The 23,552-nt window shown below is 50.0% G+C and carries 26 protein-coding genes; 18 read left to right on the top strand and 8 right to left on the bottom strand.

What is annotated here, in order from left to right; genetic code table 11:
• The first annotated feature begins 109 nt into the window (after positions 1-109).
• Genes QYE77_RS00970 through QYE77_RS00985 form a run of 4 tightly spaced genes read left to right on the top strand, consistent with a single transcriptional unit; the run spans position 110 to position 2,463 of the window.
• Positions 110-406 (top strand): hypothetical protein, encoded by a 297-nt coding sequence (locus QYE77_RS00970; protein WP_315623380.1) that lies wholly within the window; start codon positions 110-112, stop codon positions 404-406.
• A 28-nt stretch (positions 407-434) separates the two neighbouring features.
• Positions 435-1,697: a cysteine desulfurase gene (locus tag QYE77_RS00975; protein ID WP_399389105.1), complete on the top strand. Its 1,263-nt coding sequence runs from the start codon at positions 435-437 to the stop codon at positions 1,695-1,697.
• Positions 1,698-1,719: 22 nt separating this feature from the next.
• Entirely contained in the window at positions 1,720-2,127 is a 408-nt protein-coding gene (locus QYE77_RS00980; protein ID WP_315623382.1) for an iron-sulfur cluster assembly scaffold protein, read from the top strand.
• Positions 2,128-2,133: 6 nt separating this feature from the next.
• Entirely contained in the window at positions 2,134-2,463 is a 330-nt protein-coding gene (locus QYE77_RS00985) for a non-heme iron oxygenase ferredoxin subunit (RefSeq protein WP_315623384.1), read from the top strand.
• 86 nt (positions 2,464-2,549) lie between these two features.
• On the opposite strand, the gene QYE77_RS00990 is transcribed toward QYE77_RS00985, so the two are convergent.
• Positions 2,550-3,203 (bottom strand): PIG-L deacetylase family protein, encoded by a 654-nt coding sequence (locus QYE77_RS00990; protein ID WP_315623386.1) that lies wholly within the window; start codon positions 3,201-3,203, stop codon positions 2,550-2,552.
• A 5-nt stretch (positions 3,204-3,208) separates the two neighbouring features.
• Positions 3,209-4,009 carry a class I SAM-dependent methyltransferase gene (locus QYE77_RS00995; protein ID WP_315623388.1) on the bottom strand — a complete coding sequence of 267 codons (801 nt, stop codon included), beginning with the start codon at positions 4,007-4,009 and terminating at the stop codon, positions 3,209-3,211.
• Between the two features lie 157 nt (positions 4,010-4,166).
• Between QYE77_RS00995 and QYE77_RS01000 the strand changes: the two genes are divergently transcribed.
• From QYE77_RS01000 to QYE77_RS01010, 3 genes are read left to right on the top strand one after another with little or no spacing between them, the layout of a single operon-like run.
• Entirely contained in the window at positions 4,167-4,868 is a 702-nt protein-coding gene (locus tag QYE77_RS01000; RefSeq protein WP_315623390.1) for a FadR/GntR family transcriptional regulator, read from the top strand.
• A gap of 23 nt (positions 4,869-4,891) precedes the next feature.
• Positions 4,892-6,742 carry a 2-oxoacid:acceptor oxidoreductase subunit alpha gene (locus QYE77_RS01005; protein WP_315623392.1) on the top strand — a complete coding sequence of 617 codons (1,851 nt, stop codon included), beginning with the start codon at positions 4,892-4,894 and terminating at the stop codon, positions 6,740-6,742.
• Entirely contained in the window at positions 6,739-7,791 is a 1,053-nt protein-coding gene (locus QYE77_RS01010) for a 2-oxoacid:ferredoxin oxidoreductase subunit beta (RefSeq protein WP_399389110.1), read from the top strand. The genes QYE77_RS01005 and QYE77_RS01010 overlap by 4 nt, the downstream gene beginning before the upstream one ends.
• Positions 7,792-7,841: 50 nt before the next feature.
• On the opposite strand, the gene QYE77_RS01015 is transcribed toward QYE77_RS01010, so the two are convergent.
• Genes QYE77_RS01015 through QYE77_RS01025 form a run of 3 tightly spaced genes read right to left on the bottom strand, consistent with a single transcriptional unit; the run spans position 7,842 to position 10,375 of the window.
• Positions 7,842-8,696: a sulfurtransferase gene (locus tag QYE77_RS01015; protein ID WP_315623396.1), complete on the bottom strand. Its 855-nt coding sequence runs from the start codon at positions 8,694-8,696 to the stop codon at positions 7,842-7,844.
• Positions 8,697-8,708: 12 nt separating this feature from the next.
• Complete coding sequence (locus QYE77_RS01020) at positions 8,709-9,356, bottom strand: nitroreductase family protein (protein ID WP_315623398.1); 648 nt, start codon at positions 9,354-9,356, stop codon at positions 8,709-8,711.
• Positions 9,357-9,367: 11 nt separating this feature from the next.
• Entirely contained in the window at positions 9,368-10,375 is a 1,008-nt protein-coding gene (locus tag QYE77_RS01025; RefSeq protein WP_315623399.1) for a P1 family peptidase, read from the bottom strand.
• Positions 10,376-10,475: 100 nt separating this feature from the next.
• Between QYE77_RS01025 and zwf the strand changes: the two genes are divergently transcribed.
• Positions 10,476-11,975 carry a glucose-6-phosphate dehydrogenase gene (gene zwf / locus QYE77_RS01030; RefSeq protein WP_315623401.1) on the top strand — a complete coding sequence of 500 codons (1,500 nt, stop codon included), beginning with the start codon at positions 10,476-10,478 and terminating at the stop codon, positions 11,973-11,975.
• Positions 11,976-12,053: 78 nt separating this feature from the next.
• On the opposite strand, the gene QYE77_RS01035 is transcribed toward zwf, so the two are convergent.
• Positions 12,054-12,572 (bottom strand): zinc ribbon domain-containing protein, encoded by a 519-nt coding sequence (locus QYE77_RS01035; RefSeq protein ID WP_315623403.1) that lies wholly within the window; start codon positions 12,570-12,572, stop codon positions 12,054-12,056.
• Positions 12,573-12,632: 60 nt separating this feature from the next.
• Here QYE77_RS01035 and QYE77_RS01040 point away from each other — a divergent pair, with 60 nt between their 5' ends.
• Positions 12,633-13,256: an SH3 domain-containing protein gene (locus tag QYE77_RS01040; protein ID WP_315623405.1), complete on the top strand. Its 624-nt coding sequence runs from the start codon at positions 12,633-12,635 to the stop codon at positions 13,254-13,256.
• 6 nt (positions 13,257-13,262) lie between these two features.
• Here QYE77_RS01040 and QYE77_RS01045 read toward each other — a convergent pair whose 3' ends face one another.
• Positions 13,263-13,943, bottom strand: a complete 681-nt coding sequence (locus tag QYE77_RS01045; protein WP_315623407.1) for an alpha/beta hydrolase — start codon at positions 13,941-13,943, stop codon at positions 13,263-13,265.
• Between the two features lie 215 nt (positions 13,944-14,158).
• Complete coding sequence (locus QYE77_RS01050) at positions 14,159-15,076, bottom strand: patatin-like phospholipase family protein (RefSeq protein WP_315623409.1); 918 nt, start codon at positions 15,074-15,076, stop codon at positions 14,159-14,161.
• Between the two features lie 173 nt (positions 15,077-15,249).
• Between QYE77_RS01050 and QYE77_RS01055 the strand changes: the two genes are divergently transcribed.
• The 9 genes from QYE77_RS01055 (at position 15,250) to pgeF (ending at position 23,545) form a co-directional block, all read left to right on the top strand.
• Positions 15,250-16,503 carry an MFS transporter gene (locus QYE77_RS01055; protein WP_315623411.1) on the top strand — a complete coding sequence of 418 codons (1,254 nt, stop codon included), beginning with the start codon at positions 15,250-15,252 and terminating at the stop codon, positions 16,501-16,503.
• Positions 16,504-16,521: 18 nt separating this feature from the next.
• Positions 16,522-16,980: an SsrA-binding protein SmpB gene (gene smpB, locus QYE77_RS01060; RefSeq protein ID WP_315623413.1), complete on the top strand. Its 459-nt coding sequence runs from the start codon at positions 16,522-16,524 to the stop codon at positions 16,978-16,980.
• Between the two features lie 20 nt (positions 16,981-17,000).
• On the top strand, positions 17,001-17,711 hold the full coding sequence (locus QYE77_RS01065) for a diacylglycerol/polyprenol kinase family protein (RefSeq protein WP_315623415.1): 711 nt from the start codon (positions 17,001-17,003) through the stop codon (positions 17,709-17,711).
• A gap of 7 nt (positions 17,712-17,718) precedes the next feature.
• Positions 17,719-19,251, top strand: coding sequence for a histidine ammonia-lyase (gene hutH, locus QYE77_RS01070; protein WP_315623417.1), 1,533 nt, complete (start codon positions 17,719-17,721; stop codon positions 19,249-19,251).
• 51 nt (positions 19,252-19,302) lie between these two features.
• The gene (locus tag QYE77_RS01075; RefSeq protein ID WP_315623419.1) at positions 19,303-20,418 is read left to right on the top strand and encodes a L,D-transpeptidase; all 1,116 of its coding nucleotides are present in this window, start codon (positions 19,303-19,305) and stop codon (positions 20,416-20,418) included.
• Between the two features lie 25 nt (positions 20,419-20,443).
• On the top strand, positions 20,444-21,163 hold the full coding sequence (locus QYE77_RS01080; protein ID WP_315623421.1) for a cytochrome c biogenesis CcdA family protein: 720 nt from the start codon (positions 20,444-20,446) through the stop codon (positions 21,161-21,163).
• A 126-nt stretch (positions 21,164-21,289) separates the two neighbouring features.
• Entirely contained in the window at positions 21,290-21,706 is a 417-nt protein-coding gene (locus tag QYE77_RS01085; protein WP_315624908.1) for a TlpA family protein disulfide reductase, read from the top strand.
• Positions 21,703-22,731 carry a DUF2085 domain-containing protein gene (locus tag QYE77_RS01090; protein WP_315623423.1) on the top strand — a complete coding sequence of 343 codons (1,029 nt, stop codon included), beginning with the start codon at positions 21,703-21,705 and terminating at the stop codon, positions 22,729-22,731. Before QYE77_RS01085 ends, QYE77_RS01090 begins: the two co-directional genes overlap by 4 nt.
• Before the next feature lie 31 nt (positions 22,732-22,762).
• On the top strand, positions 22,763-23,545 hold the full coding sequence (gene pgeF / locus QYE77_RS01095; RefSeq protein ID WP_315623426.1) for a peptidoglycan editing factor PgeF: 783 nt from the start codon (positions 22,763-22,765) through the stop codon (positions 23,543-23,545).
• Positions 23,546-23,552 lie beyond the last annotated feature (7 nt).

A 23,552-nucleotide genomic window follows, 5' to 3' on the forward strand; every position in this document is an offset into this window, starting at 1 on the left:
TTTACACCATTTATTATAGGGTTACTCGATAGGGCACGTTCGATTCTAACTATAGATGTGCTAAAATTATATGATGTTTGTTCCAAGATCATGCGTATTGGAGGTGGATATGGCAGGTGTACCTTATATGCGTCCACCTGAGCCGGAAAAGGGCTTTGATGTAGGCGATGTGGTGGAAGTCTATTGCGATCACGAGAAAAACGGTCAGCGGGTACGCGGCTGGGTGAAGGGAATTGTGGTGCAGGTGGACTCGAAAATGGTTGCGGTGCAGTTCCGCACCAACGTCTACCTGACCGACGGTTGGATGGTGCCTGATCATATTTTATGGTTCCCAGTCAATTCGCCGCATATCCGTGTACCCCAAAAACGTTCCTCGTCTCGGGTCGAACCAGTGGGCTCGAATTAGCCTAAGGGATGAATCCGGCGAGGTAGTTATGGAGCGTGATATTTACATGCGTGCTAACCATTTAAAGGTTATTAGTGTTGAAAAGATTCGGGCGGATTTCCCGATACTCCAACGGGAAGTTCGTCCGGGGGTTAAATTGGTTTATCTCGACTCCACGGCGACGGCTCAAAAGCCGCTGGCCGTGATTGAAGCCATGGATAAATATTATCGTTGGTCGAATGCCAACATTCATCGTGGAGTGCATACCTTAGGCGAGGAGGCTACCGCGCTGTATGAAGCGGCCCGCCAGCGCGTAGCCCGTTTTATTAATGCCCGCAAGACGCGGGAAATTGTTTTTACCCGCAATACCACCGAAGCAATCAACCTGGTTGCCTATTCGTGGGGACGAAGCCAATTACACCCTGGCGATCTCATTGTACTTACCGAGATGGAGCATCATTCCAATCTTGTCCCTTGGCAAATCCTGGGGGCTGAAAAGGGTCTCCGTTTAGAGTTTGTGCCGGTAACGGATGATGGTTACCTCGACTTAATAGCCTATCAGCAGTTATTGGAACAGCGTCCTCGGTTAGTGGCCTTTACACATATGTCAAACGTGTTGGGTACCATAAATCCGGTTACCCAAATGATAGAACTAGCGCATCAGGCAGGAGCAATGGTGCTTTTAGATGGGGCTCAATCTGTACCCCACTTGCGCGTAGATGTGCAGGCGTTAGGAGTTGATTTCTTAGCCTTCTCGGCGCACAAGATGTTGGGCCCTACCGGTATTGGAGTTCTGTATGCTCGAGAAGATTTGCTTGAACATATGCCTCCGTTTTTAGGGGGCGGGGACATGATCAAGAAAGTTCAGTTGAGGTCATTTGTCCCAAACGAAATTCCCTATAAATTTGAGGCCGGAACACCTGCGATTGCAGAGGCGGTTGGCTTTGCAGCCGCAATTGATTACCTGGAAAATGTGGGCATGGAAGCCATTGCCGCTTATGAGCATGAGCTGGTTGCTTATGCACTAGAGCGTCTTGCGACTATTCCGGGATTGAAGGTTTTTGGCCCACCTGCTGAACATAGAGGGGGGGTGGTGTCCTTTTCTATTGAAGGTGTGCATCCCCATGATGTAGCCCAAATTCTTGATCGGGAGGGGATTGCCGTGAGGGCTGGACATCACTGTGCGATGCCGCTACATGAAAAATTAGGGGTTGCGGCAACAACACGGGCTTCGTTTTATCTTTATAACACCTTTGACGAAGTGGATCGTTTGGTCGAGGCGTTGCAAAAGGTACAAACTATTTTTGGCTGAAAGGCAGGCATCTAGAATTTTCATGGATGACCTTTATCGTGAACTGATTATCGAACGGTATAAAATGCCTCATCATCGAGGCCAATTAGATCCGCATGATATTTCTTATGAGGATGAAAATCCTCTCTGTGGGGATCACATCCGCATTGATTTGCGTGTAGCGGAGGATGGCACGATTACCGAAGCGGCTTTTAGTGGTCACGGTTGTGCGATTTCGCAGGCTGCGGCAGATTTACTTATGGAAGCGATCATTGGTAAGCACCTCGACGATATTAAAGGTTTAGGACGCCAGGATGTATTAAATCTCTTGGGGTTTGAAGAATTGGGTCCGGTTCGAATTAAGTGTGCTCTATTGCCACTTAAAGTATTGAAAGCCGGTGTATATGGTTTGGGTCAATCTGGGATAAAAATTGGTGATGAGGAGCTATAGAAAGCAATGAGTAATGAGGACTATGTTTTTCTAAAAGTGGCCACACGGGATGAGATTCCGGTGGGAGAGCGCTTATTTCTTGAGATCAATAATGAACCGATTGTCATTATTAATTTAGCCGGTACATTTTTCGCTGTTGGCGATGTGTGTACGCATGATGAAGGCCCACTTGGCGATGGTGAGATTGATGGTTATCAAATTATCTGCCCCCGCCACGGTGCCCGGTTTGACTTGCGAACGGGTAAAGCGCTTACTTTGCCCGCAGTGGTGGATATTCCGGTTTATCCCGTTCGCATCGAGGGCAATGACGTTTTCATCGGGATTAAACGAGCCTGAAAGAACACTGAAATGGACTTTATGATAAAAAGCGATTGCCCAATGGCAATCGCTTTTTATCAGTGGGAAATTTCCCATGCAAGCCATTATGAGTCGCTACAGCGAAATGCGCCCACAATACGCAGGATGTCAAATCCTTCCGCATATGGGCGTTCACAGATAGCACCGTTGCGAATGAGGGTAGCCCGCGTGATTTTGGGATCAAAGTAGTAGCGATTCGAGTAAGTCTTATACTCTGCCAAAGCCGCGATTTTCTTTTCGACGTCTTCCTCGGTAACCTCGACCAAGAAACTGGGGAAGAATCCGTAACTAGAGCGAATAACATCGAAGCCCAGCACAGTTGTGCCTCGAAAGGCTCGTAAGGCTTCCTCGGTTACGGTGGCGTGGTCTTGATGGATATCGGCTTTGGTGTGCACAAAAACCAGATCGGGTTGAAATGTTCGGTTGATTTGGATCAGATATTCCAAAATCTCCTGTCGCGCGTGAGGAAACCGTCGGGTTTCAAATTGGCCCAGGATGACACGATCCTTAGGCACCCCAAGCACAGCCATACTTCGGTAGTGCTCCTCAACCAGATTCTTGAGTTCGGGATTTTTTTGATTATCCGAGAGTGTTACACACAGGATCTCGGTTTGATTCACAATGTGGGCAATTAAGGCACCACAGCCCAGTTCAATATCATCAGGGTGTGCACCAATGAAGCACACCCGGCGACCGTAGAAATACATGTCTTGTCCCATAGGCGCTACTTTGTGGCAAGAATTCCACCTACAACTTTGGTCATGACCAATTTGCCCTCTTGCTCTAAGCGGCGAGAAGCAACCTGGGCGATCTGGTCCATAACACGCTGAAAATCATCTTTGCCCTCAAAAAGCCCTTTCCATAGGCGGCGATCCTCGGAAAGCGAAGCCCGTGTATATTCAAGGAAAGGCTCAACGGTTTCAAAGGTCAAAGGATTCTCGAAGATAAAAAGTTCAACTTTAGAGAACTGACGCTGTATGGTGGAGTAAATCTCTGAGGCATAGCGGGAACTACCGGGCATAGGAGGAATAGGCTTCTGGGTGGCCTCTTTAATAATGTCATAGAAAAGTTGTTTGTTGTTGGGCATAGGCCCGGTGGTGAAGAGATGACCACCAGGTTTTAGGACGCGGTGCATTTCGGAAATTGTGAAAGGAATGTCCTCGGCGTAATAAATGGCGAAACAGCATGAGAGCACGTCAAAGTTGTTATCCGGGTAAGGGAAATGACGGTTGAAGTCCAAGTATGAGAACTGAATAGTTGTCCCGCGTTTCTGATTCTCCTGGCGGGCTTGGGTGAGAAGTTCCTCGTTGACATCACCACCGATAATTTCGGCGTTACCTTCCAAATGTCTGTAAAAAACAAAACACTGTTTACCGGCGCCACAGCCTACATCGAGGATGCGGTCACCCTTTTTCAGCGGCAACACTTCGAGCATCCACTGGTCAATGTCACGACTGCCGTAGCGGGTGTGGATATCAATCCGGGTTAATAGATCACGGGATGTTTCCTGATAATCGTACTTCATGGTTGGGTCTCCTTTTAGGTCTGCATTGGGGGTAAGTATAAAGATTTGGGGCGAGTTGTCAAGGAATCACCCGCTGAACGGCTTGACGCCGATATTTTGAACGTGTTATACTGATTATGATGAATAATCAGATTAATCAGAATGATTGAGGTGTGCGGTGCTTCTAGAACGTGTAACAAACCATCACCTCTCGGAGTTTCTGCGTTACCTGGCTACTGAAGCCTGTCAAGAAAATGAGCACTTACCCTCCTTAACCGAATTAAGCGCTCATCTCGGCATTAGTATCTCGGTCTTGAGGGAACAACTAGAAGTGGCACGGGCTTTGGGTTTGGTAGAGGTGAAGCCACGCACCGGCATTCGTCGTTTGCCCTACTCGTTTCGACCGACCGTTGTTCAGAGCCTGGCTTACGCTCTTGCCCTTAATCCCGAGTATTTTAGTGCTTTTTCCGATTTGCGCAACCATATCGAAGCCGCTTATTGGTTTGAAGCCACCAGCCGTCTTAATGAGGAGGATTGTGAAAATCTCTCTCGTTTGATCGAGCGAGCATTCCAAAAACTCCAAGCCAATCCCATCCAGATTCCGCACCCGGAACATCGCGAGTTACACCTTACCATTTATCGCCGACTGAATAATCCGTTTGTTGAGGGCATCTTGGAGGCCTACTGGGAACTCTACGAGGCTTCAGGTTTGGATCTGTATGCCGATTTGGCATATCTAGAACGGGTTTGGAATTACCACCGAAAGATGGTGGAGAGTGTGTGCCAGCGTAACTATCAGGCAGGCTATGAGGCATTAATTGAGCATATGGGTTTGATCCATCAGCGGAGCAAACCCATGCCATTCCAACGCTTTGAGTGAGGTTTCTTCGGACGAGGTAACCTATGACTTCCCCTCAAATTTCTTCCCCCTTAAAAGAGCACGAGGCCCGATCTACCATCATCAATGATTTTTGTATCACAGTAGCCACGATTAATGGCTCGGGAAGCGCAACGGCGAACGGGATTTTGCTACGTGCCCTGTTCACGATGGGCATTCCAGTTTCGGGAAAGAATATCTTCCCTTCCAACATTCAGGGCTTGCCAACTTGGTATTCCATCCGCCTCAGCCGTAAGGGGTATCTAGGACGGATAGAGACGGACGATGTGATTGTCGCCATGAACCCCGCCACCTTTTTGCAAGACCTGAATTACCTCGTACCCGGCGGGGTTCTTTTTTACGACGATAGCATCAAAATGGCCATACCCCGTGAGGATATCGTGGTTTACCCAATGCCGGTCAAACAAATTGTGCGCCAGGCGGATGTACCGGCGAATATGCGCGACTATGTCGCCAACATGGTATACGTGGGTGTAGTGGCCCAAATGCTGAATATTGATTTGGGGGCCATTCAACGAGCACTAGCGGTCCACTTCAAAGGTAAACAGAAGGCCATTGATTCGAATTGGGCGATCATCAAGGCGGCGGCAGATTGGGCCGCAGGTAACCTGGAAAAACGCGATCCCTATCGCGTGGAACCTATGCCTGCACCGGAGGATCGGATCCTGATTGACGGGAATACTGCTGGGGCTTTAGGGGCAATTTACGGTGGTTTTCAATTGGCTGCTTGGTATCCGATCACCCCGGCTTCATCTTTTGCCGAAGCGTTAGGTGAGTATGCTCCCGAGTTGCGCAAAGATCCGGTCTCGGGTAAGCATACGTTTGCCATCATTCAAGCCGAGGACGAATTGGCGGCAGCAGGGATGGCCATCGGAGCCGGGTGGGCGGGGTTACGAGCAATGGCTTCAACTTCGGGGCCCGGCTTCAGTCTGATGGCAGAATACCTGGGATTGGCCTACTACGCTGAAGTTCCAGTGGTGATTTGGGATATCCAACGGGTTGGCCCGAGTACTGGTCTCCCCACACGCACCGCGCAGGGTGATTTAACCTTTGCCTATTTTCTCGGTCACGGGGACACACAATACGTGATTTTGTTGCCCGGTAATGTTAATGAATGCTTTGAAATGGGATGGCGGGCTTTCGATATCGCCGAACGTTTGCAGACGCCGGTACTGGTGCTTTCGGATCTGGACCTGGGCATGAACATGCATATTGGTCAACCTTTTGAGTACCCGAATTTGCCGATGGATCGCGGCAAGGTGCTATGGGAGGAGGATCTGGAGCGGTTCTTAAACGAACACCAGGGGCAATGGGGACGGTACCTGGATGTAGATGGAGATGGAATCCCGTATCGTACCTTACCGGGCAATACTCATCCTCGCAGTGCTTACTTTGCCCGTGGCACTGGCCACGATGAGTTTGCGCGCTACAGCGAAGAGCCCGAGGTGTGGGAACGTGTTCTGAACCGGATTGCGCGAAAGATGGAAAACGCGCGAAATTTAGTGCCGAAACCGGTGCTTCACACTTATCCGGGTGCCGAAATCGGAATCATCGCCTATGGTTCGACGGAACCGGCTATTCAAGAGGCGCGTGATTTACTCGCTGAAAAAGGGTTGGCTACGGACTTTCTGCGTTTGCGCGCCTTGCCCTTTACCGATGAAACGGCTGAGTTCTTACGAGACCATTCGCACATTTATGTCGTTGAACTAAACCGCGATGGACAAATGCGCCAATTGCTGGCGATGAATTATCCTGAATATGCCACAAAGTTGCGCCCGGTGGCCCATGTTGATGGCCTACCTCTAACGGCGCGGTGGGTAACGGAACGGATTGCGGTGATGGAGGGTTTGCAATGATCACTCAAGAGGTATCTTCACCAAAAGTTCAGGTCAATCGAGTTGGACTAAGCCGTTCGGATTATCGTGGATTGCCCAGCACCTTGTGTCAGGGATGTGGGCATAATGCCATTGCTAACCAAATTATCAGCACCATGTTTGAACTGGACGTTGTACCGGAAAAGGTGGTGAAGTTTAGTGGTATTGGTTGCTCGAGCAAAAGCCCTACTTATTTCTTGAACCGGTCCTTCGGTTTTAATGGTTTGCATGGACGAATGCCTTCTTTAGCGTTAGGCGCACTTTTTGCCGATACCACGTTGAAGGGAATTGGGGTAAGTGGCGATGGTGATACCGCCAGCATTGGTATGGGGCAATTCAAACATTTAGTGCGTCGCAATCTCCCCATGGTTTACATTGTCGAAAATAACGGTGTCTACGGGTTGACCAAAGGGCAGTTTTCGGCTACTGCCGAGAAGGGCTTAACCCTCAAACGCCAGGGAACGAACCCTTATATGCCGATAGATATTTGCCTGGAAGCGCTGGTTGCTAATGCGACTTTTGTTGCACGTTCTTTTGCGGGTGACCCTAAACAGGTTAAGGAGATTCTCAAAGCGGCGTTTAGCCATCGCGGTATAGCCGTTATTGACATTATCAGTCCTTGCGTTACCTTCCATAACCAGGAAGATTCACTTCACTCATACGCGTGGGGCAAAGATCACGAAATGCCGTTGCATGATATTACCTTTGTTCCACCGCGCGATGAAATTTATATTGAAGATTTTGAGGAAGGAACCGTTCGTGAGGTTCAACTCCATGATGGTTCAATTGTTATCTTAAAGAAATTGGATCATGATTATGATCCCACCAATCTGTTTGAAGCCTTGCGGGTTCTAGAGGAGGCAAAACAGAACAATTGGTTGATCACCGGGATTATTTATGTGAATCCTGATGCACCCACTATGTTTGATGCTTATGATTTACCGGAAGAACCGCTTAACCGCTTGAGCCAAGATCGCTTGCGTCCACCAAAGGAGACTCTGGAACGGTTGAATCGTGGGTTTGGCGTGTGACCGGTGTAACCGTTCTAGTATTTGCGAATAAGCCCCGTCCATTCCGGGGCTTATTCTGTTCCAAAAGCGATAGGACGGTTGGGGTCGCGAATCCATTCGCTCCACGAACCGACGTACAGGCGAGCCCCATGCAGCCCTGCAATTTCCATTGCCAGTATGTGGTGGCATGAGGTTACCCCAGAACCGCAGTAAACGACTACCTGCTCAGGGGGTGTGCTGCCAAGCAGTGCAGTGAATTCTTCTCGTAGTGTCACAGGAGATTTGAAGGTGCCATCTGGGTTCAGGTTGTTTTGGTGAAAGCGGTTAACGGCACCGGGGATGTGACCGGCAACTGGATCAATGGGTTCAGTTTCACCGCGATAACGTTCGGGGGCTCGCGCATCAATGAGTAAAAAGCGAGGTTGTTGGAGGTGTTGTTCAATCTCGGCAGTAGTGACAAAAAAGGACGGCTTCGGTTGAGCACGGAAAATGGACGGTGAGTTGGTGTGTACGCCTTTTTCAACCGGGAACCCTTGACGTACCCAATGATCGAAACCACCATCCAGGATGGCTACTGCCTCGTGATAGAAGAATCGCAATAACCACCACAACCGAGCGGCAAAAGCCCCGCCAACCGTATCATAGACCACGACTTGTTTGGTAGGATCAATTCCCCACTGGCTGAGCCGTCGGCAAAATACATCCGGATCCGGTAGCGGATGGCGTCCGGTCAGGGGAGTGCGAGGTCCTGAAAGGTCACGATCCAAATCGGCATAAACCGCCCCGGGGATATGACCTTCCTGATAAGAAAGAAATCCCCAATCTGGTTGCATCAGGTCAAAGCGACAATCTACAATAACCCAATCTTGGCGGTGTAGGTTGGATAGAACATCCTGCGGAGAAATGAGCGCGGTGTAGATTGCCATATGGTAAACCCTTCAATTGGATGGAGAAGTTGGAGGAATGGGATGCGTTGTGGCGGTAAATACTGAGGTCGGATACGGGTTGTCCCATGAGGTGAGGAATGCAATAGAGGAAAGCGGCAGACGCAGGCGGGGAGAATGTTCCTTTTCCAGGATATCCGCAGGGAACCCATCCGTATCTTCGGCCGGATATCCCACGGCCAACATTACCACCGGGGTATAACCGGGGGGAATGTTGAAGTAATTACGCGCTTTTTCGGCGTCAAAACCTCCCATGGGTCGAATGTTCAAACCTAGGGCAATAGCCTGGAGGATAAGATTTTCGTTAGCCATGCCTAAGTCGTGGAGGGCTTTCGGGTTGGGGCGCCCATCAGGTCGGATTTCCTCAGCAACTGCGAGGATTAATAAGGGGGCGTGATTAGCCCATTTCTGATTTCCGGGGGTTAGGCATTCGCGTGCTTTATTGAGTGCTTCTGGATTGCGTTCATCAAAGATGAGGTAGCGCCAGGGTTGCAAATTGTTGCTAGAAGGAGCAGACCGTGCAGCTTCCAGCATTAATTGAACCTTCCAGGGTTCGATTGGACGCTGTGAGTCCATCAGTCGTGAGGAACGACGCTGAGCAATTAGCGGGTGAAGTTCAGGGTGAGGCTGATAAATTTCCATAGGACGCTCTCCTATGCTTGGAGTGATGCTGCGGAGGGTAATCCTGCGGCGGGCTCGGCATATCGTACTGCGTTTAGGATGGCTTCGGCCACAACTTGGGCTGCGAAGGCACCTATAATATTAACATCGGCATTACGCTCCCCGGTGGCAAGGGCAAAAATCGTATCCCCATCAAACATGGTATGGGCGGGCCGAATGGTTTGGGCAAGTCCATCCTGAGCCATTTGGGCCACTCGAGTAACCTGCTCTTTATTCAAGCGCGCATTCGTGGCAACGACCCCGATGACGGTGTTTTGACGCGTGGCAAACTGAAATGCAGTTCGACCAACCAGGCTGCGCATCACATGTAGCGTATTGGCAAATGTTTCGGTTTCACCAATGCGTTTTGGGCCGATATAAAGTGGGCGGGCACCAGCAAGAATTTGACCGTTTGCGGGGTTGATCACGTCGCCCAAAGCGTTAACGGCAACGATAGCTCCGACGATAACGCCGCGTCCTATCTCGACGCTGGCTGTACCCAAGCCGGATTTCATGGCTTGCCGAATACCCAAAATTTTTCCAACGGTGGCGCCCATACCGGCCCCTACGTTCCCTTGGGCTGTATTTGGTGTCGTAGCATTCAAGCAGGCTTGGTATCCCATGGCTGCATCCGGGCGGACTTTGGGGTTACCCACATCTAAGTCAAAAAGAATGGCGGCGGGGACAATAGGGACGCGGGTTACACCGACATCGAAACCGATTTGGCGTTCTTCCAAGTAGCGCATCACGCCACTGGCGGCGTCTAAGCCAAATGCTGAACCTCCCGCCAACACTATGGCGTGCACTTTTTCGACCAAATGCACCGGGTGGAGTAAATCTGTTTCACGTGTGCCTGGCGCGCCGCCGCGTTGGTCAACCCCTGCAGTTGCCCCTTTGGGACAGAGAATGACGGTGCAGCCGGTCAGTGCTTCTTTGTCATGGGCATGTCCTACTAGAATTCCGGGAATATCGGTAATAGAGTGGTGAATGTGGCTCGACATTGTCAATCTTTGCACTATAATTTGGGTTTATATAGTTAATCTCATTATAATAGCCCGATTATTTTCTGAGGATGAGACATGCAATGTTTTGGAGGTAATAATGAAACCTGCACGCAATGAAGAGCCTACTAGCGGAGCCATTGCCTTTGTCGTTTTTGGGGTAACTGGCGACCTAACCCGACGGAAGTTAATCCCGGCGCTTTATGAACTGGCTTTAAGTGGCCGTTTACCTCAGCCGCTATACATCCTTGGTTTTGCCCGCCGGGATTGGTCGGATGAGTTTTTGCGTGAAACACTGCGTGAGGCGGTTGTGTCCTATGCGCGTACCCAGCCGATTAGCCAGCCAGCGCTAGAACGTCTAATGGCAAATGCTTATTATATCCGCTCGACATTCGAAGATCTCGAAGGGTATCACCGTTTGGCAGCGCTTCTCAAATCATTACGAATAGATCATGTTTTATATTATTTGGCTACTCCCCCCGAAGAATATGTGACGATTGTGCGGCGTATCGGTGAAGCACGTTTGAACAAACGGGGTAATGGTTGGACACGCATTGTCATTGAAAAGCCTTACGGCAATGATCTTGAGTCGGCACAGGCGTTGGAGGCGGAGGTACATAACGTTTTCTCCGAAAAACAAGTCTATCGGATTGACCATTATTTGGGAAAAGAAACCGTCCAAAATATCCTGGTGTTGCGCTTTGCCAACGCTATTTTTGAGCCTCTATGGAATCACAAGTACGTGGATCATGTCCAAATCACCGTTGCCGAAACAGATGGTATAGGTACCCGTGCGGGTTACTATGATCGTGCTGGTGTAATCCGTGATATGTTTCAAAATCATTTATTGCAGTTGTTGACCCTAACGGCCATGGAAGCCCCCTGGGCATTCAATGCCGACGCGGTGCGGGATGAAAAGGTCAAGGTGCTGAAAGCCTTGCGCCCCTTGCGTGGAAAAGAGGCGTTGGCGAATACATTCCGGGCTCAGTATGTCTCTGGGTTTATTGAGGGTCAGCGTGTGCCGGGCTACAAAGATGAACCAGGGGTGCCTGCGAATTCGATCACGGAAACGTATTTAGCGGTACGTCTTTTTGTTGATAATTGGCGCTGGGCGGGTGTACCGTTTTATCTGCGTTCAGGTAAACGCCTTCCGGTGCGGTGCACGGAAATTGTGATCCAGTTCCGCCAAATGCCGCTTTCGCTGTTTAACTGGCATAATGTTGCTGGCGAGGCCCCGAATGCACTGGTGCTGCGCCTTCAACCCAATGAGGGTATTGCGCTGGAGTTCGGTGCAAAGGCACCTGGGCCGGTCAACCAAATCACACCGGTTAAATTGGAGTTCAGTTATCAAGAAACGTTTGGAGTGCATCCCCCCGAAGCCTACGAGCGATTGCTTTTAGATGCTCTTCTGGGTGATGCAACATTATTCACCCGTTCCGATGAAGTGCTAGCCCAATGGGCATTTACTTCGGAGATTCTAAAAGCATGGCAGGAATACCCGGTGCGCAATCTCCCGGTTTATGAGTCGGGAACATGGGGGCCTCCGGGGGCGGATGATTTTATCCGTCAAGATGGTCGAGCATGGCGTAATTTGGTCTAAATTGCATAATTCAGAATGTGCTCGACGTTGAGGGCATACAGCGGCCTGGGGGAGAGAGTAGCCAGCCTCACAATTGAATCATGGGGGTGAGAAGGTCGCTGGTAAAGGAGCACCACAGGCTACGCAATGAGTGTTTTCGGGTGGATTAGGCGTTCGACAGTATTCGCAGACAAGGCGGCTAAGGGCTTGGCTGATCTGCTCGCTGGCACGATGAAAATGTGCGGTGGCTTCAATCGTTTCCCAGATTTCTTGCGTTAATTGCAAAGATTCAATGTCTTGAGCCAAATCATCAATGCGTTCTAGCAATCGCCAGGGATTGCGCAGCAGGCTGAGTACCGTAACCCCCAAACTGGCCGCCACATCCCATATGGCTTGTTTACCCACCTGAACGATCACACCCTTGGCGATCCTTTCAAGGGTAACACCGATAGCCGTTTGGCCTCCCGATCGCGAGTCTTCGCGGGTGGTGATTTGCAATGCGATTTTGGGGCCATCGCCAATCTGGTACACACGATAACCGCCTCGATCAAAGCGTATTCTCAAGGCTTCGGCGATGTCTTGAGGGGTAATTTCTCCATAGTAAACCCGCTGTTCCATGATTGAATTGATTATAATCGGACACAGATCAATTTGGAGTCAGGTTTAAAGAGGAATTGCATGAGAGTAAAACATTTTTGGGCACTGATAACCCTGATTATCGCAGGGGTGATGTTTTTTCAACCCGCTTTTTCCGGTTTGAGCGTACAGGCACAAATTCCTACTGTAGATATTCCGACCGTAACCAGCACGCCGAGCGGCCCCATGGTTACGGTCAAACCCGGTTTAGGTGAAGATTTTGTCAATGTGCGTTCAGGCCCAGGAGGTGTTTACCCACGGATCGGGGTTCTATTATTGGGGCAAAAGGTACCCGCCAAAGGACGTTCGCCGGGCGGAGAATGGATTATGATCGAATATCCAGGGGTTCCGGGAGGCGTGGGATGGGTCTATGCCCCGCGTGTGGATGTGACACCAGGGTTTGAATTGCCGGTAGTTGAACCGCCTCCCACAGTGACCCCGCAGATTACACCAACCATTGATCCTACCCTGGCGGCCCAGTTTGTGTTTACACCCCAACCGACCCGTCTGCCAACGTTTACCCCAGCCCCCTCGCTGGTGGTGCCAACCTTTACCGATGCCGGTGCTTCGGGTAGCGCAGTAGGGATTCCGGCAGGTTTGGTCATTGTGATTTTGCTCTCGGTGGGAATTTTGCTGGGAATTTTCGCCTTTTTACAAGGGCGTTAGGAACTCTCAGGTTATTCTAGAAGGGGTACTAGCATCAAGAAATTCGCGCATGGCTTGCAGGCAATTGGCGCTGACGCGGTGTCCAACATGGTCTAAGCAAGCCTGGATATCGGCTCCGGCGATTTCGAGCCATTTCAAGCATTCTTGGGCTCGCTCGAAAGGGACGATGTCATCATTGTAACCGTGGGCAAGAAAAATGGGTTTTCCGGAGAGCAAGCCCGGGCGGAGGGCGTTTGTCCCGCCTCGAGGTAGGAAGCCGGAAAGTAGGATCAGCCGATTGACCTGCTTTGGAAACAAAATGGTGAACGTAAGAGCCATTGCTGCCCCTTGACTGAACCCCATAATGTCGAACGGTGCTTTGGGGAAAGAAAAATACTCCCACCAGTTTTCCAGATCATCTCTTAATTTTAAGGCAGATTGTGCAAATACCTCCCAGGAGGCAGGTCTTTCAGGGGTGGGTGGAACCCAGGCGTATCCTCCAGGTTCTGCCGGGAATGGAGCGCGAGGTGCTAATATCCAGCGAGTGGCAGGTAGGCGACGGATGAAAATGTCCATGGAATGCTCATCCCCTGTCCAACCGTGGAGAGCCAACAAGGGCGGGGCTGGGTGATCATCGGACTGGGGTGGAAAGACTTTGAGGATTCGATCTTCAAACTGATAGAGACGAGCGTTTTCAAGAGCGACCATGTTTTACAATCCAATCCCAGATTGCAAGAGTTAGTAGGATCATTCCTATCGGCATCAATGCAACTAAAAGGCATAACAAGCCAAAACCGGCTGCAGGAAGTCCATACCGCCAGGCAATTAGACCCAAGCCGATAATAAACAAGATGAACAGCCCGCCAAGGATCAAGCGAAATGTTGTTTGCCGGGCGTAGTGTCTTAGATCTCGCATTTGAGCATTACTCTTCCAGGGGATGAATGATCTCAGGTGGGGGTGGGCTTTGGAAGCGACGCAGTAGGCCATGGGGCCAGGAAAGCGCATGATGAATGGCATCTAGTGAATTTTCTACGGCTTCTTCACCGGCCTTAAGTAAAACACCTGGCTCCACTTTATCCAGAATCCCAAATTGGTTGACATCAGGACGTAAGATCACATCGGGCTTTTCAACTTGCATACGAAGTTCTGCTAACATGCGTGAAGTAATATCTATGGCTTGAATATAAATGCGAAATGCTTGACTGAGACGCAAGTTAGATATTTGGCTCAAAAGAGGAGGAGGGAGCGGAGGGGTGGGGATAGGGGTGAAATCGGGTAATTCCTGCCATTTTTCTGGTACCGGTGAAAGACATACGGCGATGATTGGAAGTTTGGGGGCTAGCCAACGGGCTACAGCTACCGGGACTGGGTCAAGCACGCCTCCATCTACTAATTCGGCCGGTCCGATTTTCTGAGGGGGGAAGATACCGGGAATGGCAATTGTGGCTAATACGGCGTCTAGAACCGAACCTCGGTTTAGCACGTATTCTTGCTTCGTATGCAGATCAACCGCCGTGCAGGCGAAGGGGATAAGTAAGCGCTCGAAGGTTAAACCGGCCAGAAAACGCTCCAAAAATGGAGCAACCTGACCTAAACCCAACAATGATGGGCCGTCTTTAGGACGACGTGCAAAGTAATTAATGCGGTTTAAGTCGGCAAGAGCTTCGGTCAGTTGGCTGACAGAATAACCAGCGGCGTACAAAGCACCCACGACTCCCCCAGCACTGGTCCCGGCAATGGCCTTGATTTTGATCCCTTCTTGCTCTAAACGATGGATGACTCCCAAATGGGCAATTCCTTTAACCCCTCCGCCCCCTAACGCCAATGCAATTTCGCTCATCGCAATTACCTCCCTATGCTTTTTGACCGTCTTTGTATGCTAAGGTCATTATAATCCCAACGGTTAAGAGATATGAAAGGTGCTTGAGAGAGGGTAAAGTCCCCAAAGAGCGAGTAGAATTGAACGGTTGATTTTCAATGGAAGCGGGTAAGGTCATGAGGGGTCGTCTGTCCATGTTTCGCTGGTTGAATTTGGGAGTGCTCCCCGCAGAATATCGGGGCAATTTTAGTCATCTGATTGCCGATATTGCCTGGTATGGGGTTCTAAACGGGAGTTCCCTTTCTTTTCTCACCATTTATGCCGCTCGGGTTGGGGCTACGGCAGAGCAAATTGGATGGATCAACGCGGCACCAGCCCTAATGAGTCTACTTTTCGCCCTGCCAGCAGGTGCATTACTTGAACAACGTTTTGTGCATCCAATGGTTGTTCGAACGGCGGTTATACATCGCTTGTTATATTTGATCCTTGTCTTCCTGCCGCTCTGGGCATCAACCTCAATCCAACCTTCTGTATTAATCGGACTGATCTTTCTCTTTTACATACCTGGTGCTGCACTTTCAGTTAGTTTCAATGCCTTGTTTGCAGAAACCGTTCCAGCAAATTGGCGGGCATGGGTGGCGGGGATGCGAAATGCGGCATTTGCCATCGCTACCATTGTTTCCTCGCTGATTTGTGGTTACATTTTGAATATTTCCCCCTTTCCGACGGGGTACGTGTGGGTTTTTCTGATCGGGGTCATTGGAGCGGCAATGAGCACCGTGCATTTGTATTTTGTGCGCGTGGGAACGAAGGAAAACCATAAAGTGCCGAGAGAGAACCCCCGTCCATTGGTGGCCACTTTTTTGGGGATCATTGCTGATTACAAGCGGGTATTCCATTTTGAGATTCTTCACACCCCATTTCGTCACATCTTGTTGATTATGTTGGGATTTCACCTGGCCCAGTATTTACCTGTTCCGCTCTTTCCAATCTATACTGTCAAGGTGCTGGGAATTTCGGACCAATTTATTAGTCTGGGGAATGCGCTTTTTTTCTTCAGTGTGTTTGTGGGTTCGACCCAACTCGTGCGAATTACCCGGGTTATGGGCAACCGTGGCACTACTGGGTTTGGTTTGATGCTCCTGAGTGGGTTCCCGGCATTACTGAGTATTGCACATTCACCGGCAGTTTATCTATTGGCTAACTTCATTGGGGGGGCTGCTTGGTCATTGGCGGGTGGAGCTTTGTTTAACTATCTGCTCGATCGTGTACCGGAAGAAGCGCGAGGGCCTTCGCTGGCCTGGTTTAATGTGGTTGCTAATGCTGGTGTATTGGTCGGATCTCTGGTGGGCCCGTTAGTCGGTCTATGGTTGGGATTACCTCTGGCGCTCTTGATCTTGGCCGGAGTGCGTTTTTTGATGGGGTGGGTGATCATTCGCTGGGGCTAGATGTGTTAAAATGCAGGTATGAGTATCAAGATTGTAGCGACCAACCGCAAAGCAAAATTTGAGTACTTCCTGTTGGAACGTTACGAGGCAGGAATTGCCTTACAGGGTAGCGAGATCAAGTCTGTGCGAGCCGGGCAGGTCAACCTGACCGATTCCTATGTGCAGGTAGATGGGCGCGAAGCCTGGTTGGTCAACGCTCACATTGCCCCTTACGACAAAGCCAGTCGGTTCAATCATGACCCCAAACGACCGCGGCGGTTGCTTCTCCACCGGCGCGAAATCCTGGAACTCTGGAATGCCGTTCGTCAAAAGGGAGTGACCATCATCCCAGTTCAAATGTATCTTAAGGACGGATTGGCTAAGGTGGAAATCGCTATTGCCAAAGGCAAGAAACTTTATGATAAACGCCATGATATAGCTAAGCGTGATGAAGAACGCGAACTGGCTCGAGAAGAGAGTCGTCGCTACCGATTTTAATAATTCTCCCATTGATGATTATGCTCCATAGCAGTTTTTCGGCCTTCCTAATCACACTTTTATTGGCATTGGCTTGGTTAAGATTGAATAACTTTATGGCAGCATGGGGTTGGGTGAGCGGCCCGGTGAGTCGTAAAATCATTCATATCGGTACCGGGCCAATTTTTGTTTTGTGCTGGCTTTTGTTTCCGGAGTCCTATTCGTCGCGCTTTTGGGCCGCACTGATCCCTTTGGGAATTACGGTTCAGTTTCTATTGGTAGGACTAGGGTTGCTAAAGGATGAAGCGGCAGTAGTCGCCATGACCCGGCACGGGTTGGCGCGCGAAATTTTACGTGGTCCGCTCTTTTATGGAATCGTGTTTGTTCTAGTAACAATCTTGTACTGGTATGATACACCTATTGGCATAGTTGCCCTTATGCTTCTTTGTGGTGGAGATGGGTTAGCCGACCTTGTCGGCAAGCGCTTGCCCAGTTCCTCGTTACCCTGGTCGCGGTCGAAGACGGTGGCAGGTTCATTGGCGATGTTAGTTGGCGGTTGGGGTATAGCGGCTTTTGTTTGGGGAGTTTTCATCCTAGTGGGGGCGATTGATTCCTCCGCATCGGATCTGTTTGGTCCTTTGTTGGCCATTGCCTCCGTGGCAGCGGCGATTGAATCTTTACCCTTTCCGGACATTGATAATCTCACAGTGCCGGCAGCCGCAATTTTGGCGGGACACCTTCTTTTGAGTTGAGGTTAGCATGATCGAAATTGATGGTCATCATTTGACAATCTCGGATGTGGTAGCCGTTGCGCGTCGAAAAGAGCCGGTTTCACTTTCAACGGCAGGGAAGGAGGCCATTTTGCGGTCTCGCGGTTGGCTGGAGCAGATCTTACGGGAAGACAAACCGGTTTATGGTATCAACACGGGTTTTGGAATCTTTGCCGAACAGCGCATTAAACCTGAAGCCAGCGATCGTTTGAGCCGAAACTTAATTCTCAGTCACGCCGTTGCAACTGGAACTCCGTTTCCGGATGATATTGTGCGTGCGGCGATGCTGATCCGAGCAAATACTTTAGCCCGTGGCCACTCAGGGGTTCGTGTTGAAGTGGTTGACACTCTACTTGAGATGCTTAATCGGGATGTTGTTCCTGTTGTGCCCGAACAAGGATCATTGGGATCCTCAGGCGATCTTGCTCTACTCTCTCATTTGGCACTGGTGTTTACTACCGATCCCGAAGATCGTGCGGAAGATTCAGGGTGGGCTCGTTTCAAAGGTGAAATCCTGCGGGGAAAAGACGCAATGGAAGCGGCAGGACTGAAGCGCTTAGTTTTAGGAGCAAAGGAAGGATTAGCCATCAATAACGGGGCCACTTTTTCGGCGGCAATTGCGGCTTTAGCCCTTTATGATACCCAAAACCTTTTACGAACGGCTGAGGTGGCTTTGGCCATGAGCCTGGAAGCGATTATGGGTTGTATTGAAGCGTTTGATGTCCGGATTCATGCAGTACGTGGACATCCAGGGCAGGAGAAAGTAGCCGAGCACATATGCCATCTGACCGCCGGATCTACGCTGCTAGGTCGTGCGCAACGGGTTCAGGATGCCTATTCACTACGCTGTGCTCCTCAAGTGCAGGGGATGGCATGGGATACGTTTGATTTTGTGACTCAAATTATCGAACGTGAGATAAATGCTGCAACAGATAACCCGCTTCTTTTTGAGGGTGGAGCCGTGCTCTCAGGAGGTAACTTTCATGGGGAACCGGTGGGTATGGCGATGGATTTTTTGGGTGTCGCTATGGCGGAAGTTGCGGCGATTTCTGAACGTCGTATCTTCCGGTTGACCGATGGAAAACTCAACGGCGGTCTTCCACCCATGCTGGTGGACTTTCCAGACGCAGCGGGGTTGAATTCCGGGTTGATGATGCCTCAATATACAGCCGCCTCGTTAGTGTTGGAGAATCAGACCCTGGCCCATCCGGATAGTGTGCACTCACTCCCAACCTCAGGCGAACAGGAAGATCATAATGCGAATGCGACCACAGCTGCTCGACATGCGCGGCAAATCGTTCTCAATACCGCTCACGTGATTGCCATTGAACTCTATACTGCGGCCAGGGCGCTCGACCTTCGCCTGCGTCAATACCCCGATGCCCGGTTGGGTCAAGGAACCCAAGAGGCGTATAGCCTTCTGCGCAAATACGTGCCTTATCAGGCTGGGGATGCCTGGTGGGGGCCAGAAATTGAAAAGGTGCGACTACTGGTTGAAGAAGGCATTTTTGCGCAGTTCTAACCGCGTTTTAACCCTGGAAATTTGACAAAACCTCTAAGCCGGGGTATCTTTATGGGCATGAATTTCTGGTATCAGCCAATCTCACGACGGGATTTCTTGAAGTTAGGGGTGCTGACCCTGGGATCGCTGGCATTTCGGCCGTGGATAGAGTGGCAGCAGTTGGCTGCAGATTGGCCGGATGCAGAACGCTTAGGGCGGATTTGCGTTGGGAAAGTAGATATTCGCGCCCGACCTTCAGCAGATAGCCCTTCTGTAGGTGTGCTATATGAAGATGCGGTTGTTGTATGGTTGCGCGAAGTGGTGGGAGAGGTCCCGGCAGGGCGTCAAAGTCGCCGTTGGGTTGAAACGCCAGATGGGTATATCTATGCACCTAGCGTTCAGCCGGTGCGAAATTTACCGAACACACCGGTAAATGAATTGCCTCAAACCAGTCTGGGCAAGGGGATGTGGGTTGAGGTTACCGTTCCTCATGTTCAGATTTTCCTCGAGAATCGCGAACCTGCATCCCCATGGTTAAAGTATGTGGTTGAGCATGGGCTTATTCCGCGCTTGTATTACAGCCAAATCCTATGGGTAGATGGCATGACGACGAATTCCCAAGGTCAAGTCCTCTATCGCATTAATGAACGCTATGGCCCTGGTGATGTTTTCTGGGCTGCAGCGGAAGCGTTCCGCCCCTTGACGGTTGAGGAACTAACCCCAATTAGTCCGGAAGTTGAGGATAAACGCGTTGTGGTGGATGTAACGCCAACGCGTCAAATGCTTTATTGTTATGAGGGAAAAACTGAGGTGTATGCGTGTCAAATTTCTTCCGGCGCTAAGTGGGATGCGGCAGGAAATCTGGTTGAGAAATGGGGTACGCCGTTGGGGCCGCATCCTATTTGGCGTAAAGCCATCTCGATTCATATGAGTGGAGGGCAAACTGGCACCGGGTATGATCTGCCGGGTGTGGCATGGACAACGCTGTTTACCGGTGAAGGTGTAGCTATTCATTCCACATTCTGGCACAATGATTTTGGCACCCCGCGCTCTCACGGATGTGTAAACTGCGCCCCGGAGGATGCTAAATTTGTCTTTCGCTGGACAAAACCGATTGTCCCGTATGACCCTGGCGATGTAACCGTCAGTATGCCTGGGGGGACGATTGTTGAGGTTATTGAGGCTTAAAAATCAACCGGTTTTGAGGTGTTCGATGACAGAGGTGAGTGCAGGATTAGCGTTTTTGGCTGGATTGGCTTCTTTCCTATCTCCCTGTGTGTTTGGTCTTATCCCAGCATATGTGGGCTATCTCAGCGGGCGATCGGTTGCGAGGATTCAACAAGAGGGGGTGCCCAATCGCTTGGAAACGTTTTTACACGGTGTAGCCTTTGTTTTTGGGTTTAGTTTAGTGTTTCTTACCCTGGGTTTAGCCCTTTCTGCAGTAGGAAGTTTGTTATATGACTTACGGGTATGGATTGCTCGTTTAGGTGGGATCATTGTGATATTGCTGGGACTACATATGACGGGGTTGTTACGTATCCAATGGCTCGAGTATGACCTTCGACCGCGAACACCACTTGATCAGCGACGGAGTCTACTTTCTTCCATTTTTCTGGGGATTTCGTTTTCTGCCGGTTGGTCACCTTGCATCGGCCCTGTTCTAGGGATGATATTGACCCTGGCAATTAATCAGGGGTCGGTAGTAAATGGATTGTTCCTGTTAGCGATGTATTCATTGGGATTGGCTATTCCATTTCTAGTGGCAGCGTTGGGGATTGGGTGGGTGGTTACCATCCTCCGCCGTTACCGAAAGGTGATGCATTACGTTGAGATCGCGATGGGGGTAATTATGATTGGCGTGGGAGTTTTGCTTTTCTTGGGAATTTTTAACCAACTGGCGCAATTTGGCTTTTTTGTTGATTTAGGGTTGTGAATTGTGAACCGCCTTGTGTCTTCACGGTTATGGTTGGGGTTGGTAATAGGGTTGGCCTTAGGAGCGTTGGTGGGTGGGGAGATTTTTGGGCGCCCGGTCTATTCGTTCGCATCTGACAGAATCGAGGTGGGTTACTCCGTTCCGGATTTTAAATTATCCTCCTTGGATGGTAAGGCTACAAGCCTTATAGATTTTAGAGGACATCCGCTAATTTTGAACTTTTGGGCTTCTTGGTGCGATCCTTGCCGCGAGGAAATGCCCTTGCTTCAGCAGGTGTATGAAGATTTAGGGGATAGAATTTTCGTAGTAGGGATTAATTACGCTGAGTCGTCTTCACACGTCTTATCTTTTACCCACACCATAGAGGTGACCTTTCCTATTCTCTTGGATTCCAAGGGTGAGGTCACCGAACGCTATCAAATCGCGGGTTTTCCAACTACCTTCTTTGTGAGTTCAGAAGGAAAACTGGTGGCTTATCATTTGGGGGAACTAACCTCGGATGCACTAAGCTCTTACTTACAGATGTTAGGGGTAGAACCATGATTACTGTTACTGTGTATCGCACGTCGTCATGTCCCATGTGTGATGAGGTACAAAGGGTTTTGGAAGATCTTAGGGAGACATTTGACCTGCAAATTACGGTTATTAATGTGGATAATAGCGAGGGTTTACGCTCCCTGATGGGTGAAATTTACCCAATTGTAGAAATTGGCCCTTACCGATTGCGTCCCCCGATTGATCGCCAATCTCTTGAAATTGCACTTGGTGCAGCCCGTGATCGCCAATCTCAACTGCAACAACTGGGAGTGGGGGATAGACAAAACCAGGTGAACATGTCAACCCGATGGAGTGCTGCAGATGCCCTCTCGCTCTGGTTGAGTCACCATTACCTCGCTGTTTTCAATTTCTTTTTGCTTCTTTATGTCGGTATCCCGTTTCTTGCTCCTCTGTCTCTTAGGTTAGGTTGGAACCGTTTAGCCAATGCGATTTATACGGTTTACAGTCCCTTGTGCCATCAACTGGCGTTTCGTTCTTGGTTCTTTTTCGGTTTGCAACCCTATTATCCGCGTGAAGCAGCACATTTGGACAATATGGTTTCATATGAAGCGATTACAGGGATCAGTAGTTTGGATTTGAGGCGGGCACGGGCTCTTACGGGAGGTGAATCTTTAGGGTACGGGGTGGCTCCATTAGGCTTCAAAGTGGCACTTTGTCAGCGTGATGTGGCGATTTACGGTTCGATGCTGCTCTTTGGTCTGGTATTTGGGCTCACCGGGAGACGATGGAGGCGCCTTCCCTGGTATCTTTGGGTCCTGTTCGGTTTAGTGCCAATTGCACTGGATGGGGTTTCACAATTACCGGGTTTGATTCCCTATCTCTCCCAGTGGTCGCTCGTGCGTGAGAGCACACCGTTGTTGCGCACGATCACCGGGTTTCTATTTGGCTGGATGACGATGTGGTATCTTTATCCTATTATTGAGGAGAACATGCGAGAAACGCATGCCATTCTGCAAGGCAAGAAGAGGCTTGTGGCTCAAACAATGCAGCACGAGTCCATTTCCACATAAGAGTCTATTTCTATATTGGGTGGATAAGACGATGGGCTTTGTTCGTCAAAATGGTCTGGTCTATTATCAATTTGATATTTTTCCGCCCGCGGTTGTTCATGGGGTTTTTACCCGCCTGGGAGGTGTTAGCCCGGTACCGTGGGCCAGCCTTAACTTGGGGGGGAATCTTGGAGATACCCGTGAAAATATCATCGAAAACCGGCGGCGCATCTTTGAAGTCGTCAATCGTAAGGTCGAGACGATTTTTGATGTATGGCAAGTACATAGCGATATTGTCGTTTGCACGGATCAACCGCGTCCCTTGGATACACCGCATTCCCGAGCGGATGCGATTTTGACCCAGAACCCCAACGTGACTTTATTTATGCGTTTTGCCGATTGCGTCCCAATCTTTTTGTACGATCCCGAAAATAACGTCGTAGGATTAGTGCACGCGGGGTGGAAAGGCACACTTGCGGCGGTTACATACAAAGCAATTGAGGTTATGCGGACGAAATACGGTAGCGTTCCGTCAAATATCCTGGCTGCTATCGGTCCTTCTATCGGGCCAGATCACTATGTGGTTGGGCCCGAGGTTATTGAAGGTGTTAAGCAGACCTTTCAAGAAGACTCGGAAGCCTTGCTAATTCAGCGAAATGGGCGAACGTATTTCGACTTGTGGCAGGCAAATACACTGTGGCTGAGTAAAGCCGGAGTCGCTCAGGTGGAAATAGCAGGTTTATGCACAGCATGTGATACCCATCATTGGTACTCCCATCGCGGTGAAGCGGGCCGAACTGGTCGCTTTGGTGCATTGATTGCGTTAAATTCCTGATGGAGGC

The organism is Thermanaerothrix solaris, from assembly GCF_032334255.1.
GTDB classification, from domain to species: domain Bacteria; phylum Chloroflexota; class Anaerolineae; order Anaerolineales; family Anaerolineaceae; genus Thermanaerothrix; species Thermanaerothrix solaris.

Coding starts and splice junctions, on each gene's coding strand:
- QYE77_RS00980 (WP_315623382.1), top strand. CDS start 1,720: ATGGATGACCTTTATCGTGAACTGATTATCGAACGGTATAAAATGCCT.
- QYE77_RS01020 (WP_315623398.1), bottom strand. CDS start 9,356: ATGGAAATTTATCAGCCTCACCCTGAACTTCACCCGCTAATTGCTCAG.
- QYE77_RS01055 (WP_315623411.1), top strand. CDS start 15,250: ATGTTTCGCTGGTTGAATTTGGGAGTGCTCCCCGCAGAATATCGGGGC.
- QYE77_RS01090 (WP_315623423.1), top strand. CDS start 21,703: ATGATTACTGTTACTGTGTATCGCACGTCGTCATGTCCCATGTGTGAT.
- hutH (WP_315623417.1), top strand. CDS start 17,719: ATGATCGAAATTGATGGTCATCATTTGACAATCTCGGATGTGGTAGCC.
- QYE77_RS00995 (WP_315623388.1), bottom strand. CDS start 4,009: ATGAAGTACGATTATCAGGAAACATCCCGTGATCTATTAACCCGGATT.
- QYE77_RS01045 (WP_315623407.1), bottom strand. CDS start 13,943: ATGGTCGCTCTTGAAAACGCTCGTCTCTATCAGTTTGAAGATCGAATC.
- QYE77_RS00970 (WP_315623380.1), top strand. CDS start 110: ATGGCAGGTGTACCTTATATGCGTCCACCTGAGCCGGAAAAGGGCTTT.
- smpB (WP_315623413.1), top strand. CDS start 16,522: ATGAGTATCAAGATTGTAGCGACCAACCGCAAAGCAAAATTTGAGTAC.
- QYE77_RS01025 (WP_315623399.1), bottom strand. CDS start 10,375: ATGTCGAGCCACATTCACCACTCTATTACCGATATTCCCGGAATTCTA.
- QYE77_RS01035 (WP_315623403.1), bottom strand. CDS start 12,572: ATGGAACAGCGGGTTTACTATGGAGAAATTACCCCTCAAGACATCGCC.
- QYE77_RS01075 (WP_315623419.1), top strand. CDS start 19,303: ATGGGCATGAATTTCTGGTATCAGCCAATCTCACGACGGGATTTCTTG.
- QYE77_RS01015 (WP_315623396.1), bottom strand. CDS start 8,696: ATGGCAATCTACACCGCGCTCATTTCTCCGCAGGATGTTCTATCCAAC.
- QYE77_RS00985 (WP_315623384.1), top strand. CDS start 2,134: ATGAGTAATGAGGACTATGTTTTTCTAAAAGTGGCCACACGGGATGAG.
- QYE77_RS01065 (WP_315623415.1), top strand. CDS start 17,001: ATGCTCCATAGCAGTTTTTCGGCCTTCCTAATCACACTTTTATTGGCA.
- QYE77_RS01050 (WP_315623409.1), bottom strand. CDS start 15,076: ATGAGCGAAATTGCATTGGCGTTAGGGGGCGGAGGGGTTAAAGGAATT.
- QYE77_RS01010 (WP_399389110.1), top strand. CDS start 6,739: ATGATCACTCAAGAGGTATCTTCACCAAAAGTTCAGGTCAATCGAGTT.
- QYE77_RS01005 (WP_315623392.1), top strand. CDS start 4,892: ATGACTTCCCCTCAAATTTCTTCCCCCTTAAAAGAGCACGAGGCCCGA.
- QYE77_RS00990 (WP_315623386.1), bottom strand. CDS start 3,203: ATGGGACAAGACATGTATTTCTACGGTCGCCGGGTGTGCTTCATTGGT.
- QYE77_RS01080 (WP_315623421.1), top strand. CDS start 20,444: ATGACAGAGGTGAGTGCAGGATTAGCGTTTTTGGCTGGATTGGCTTCT.
- QYE77_RS01040 (WP_315623405.1), top strand. CDS start 12,633: ATGAGAGTAAAACATTTTTGGGCACTGATAACCCTGATTATCGCAGGG.
- pgeF (WP_315623426.1), top strand. CDS start 22,763: ATGGGCTTTGTTCGTCAAAATGGTCTGGTCTATTATCAATTTGATATT.
- zwf (WP_315623401.1), top strand. CDS start 10,476: ATGAAACCTGCACGCAATGAAGAGCCTACTAGCGGAGCCATTGCCTTT.
- QYE77_RS00975 (WP_399389105.1), top strand. CDS start 435: ATGGAGCGTGATATTTACATGCGTGCTAACCATTTAAAGGTTATTAGT.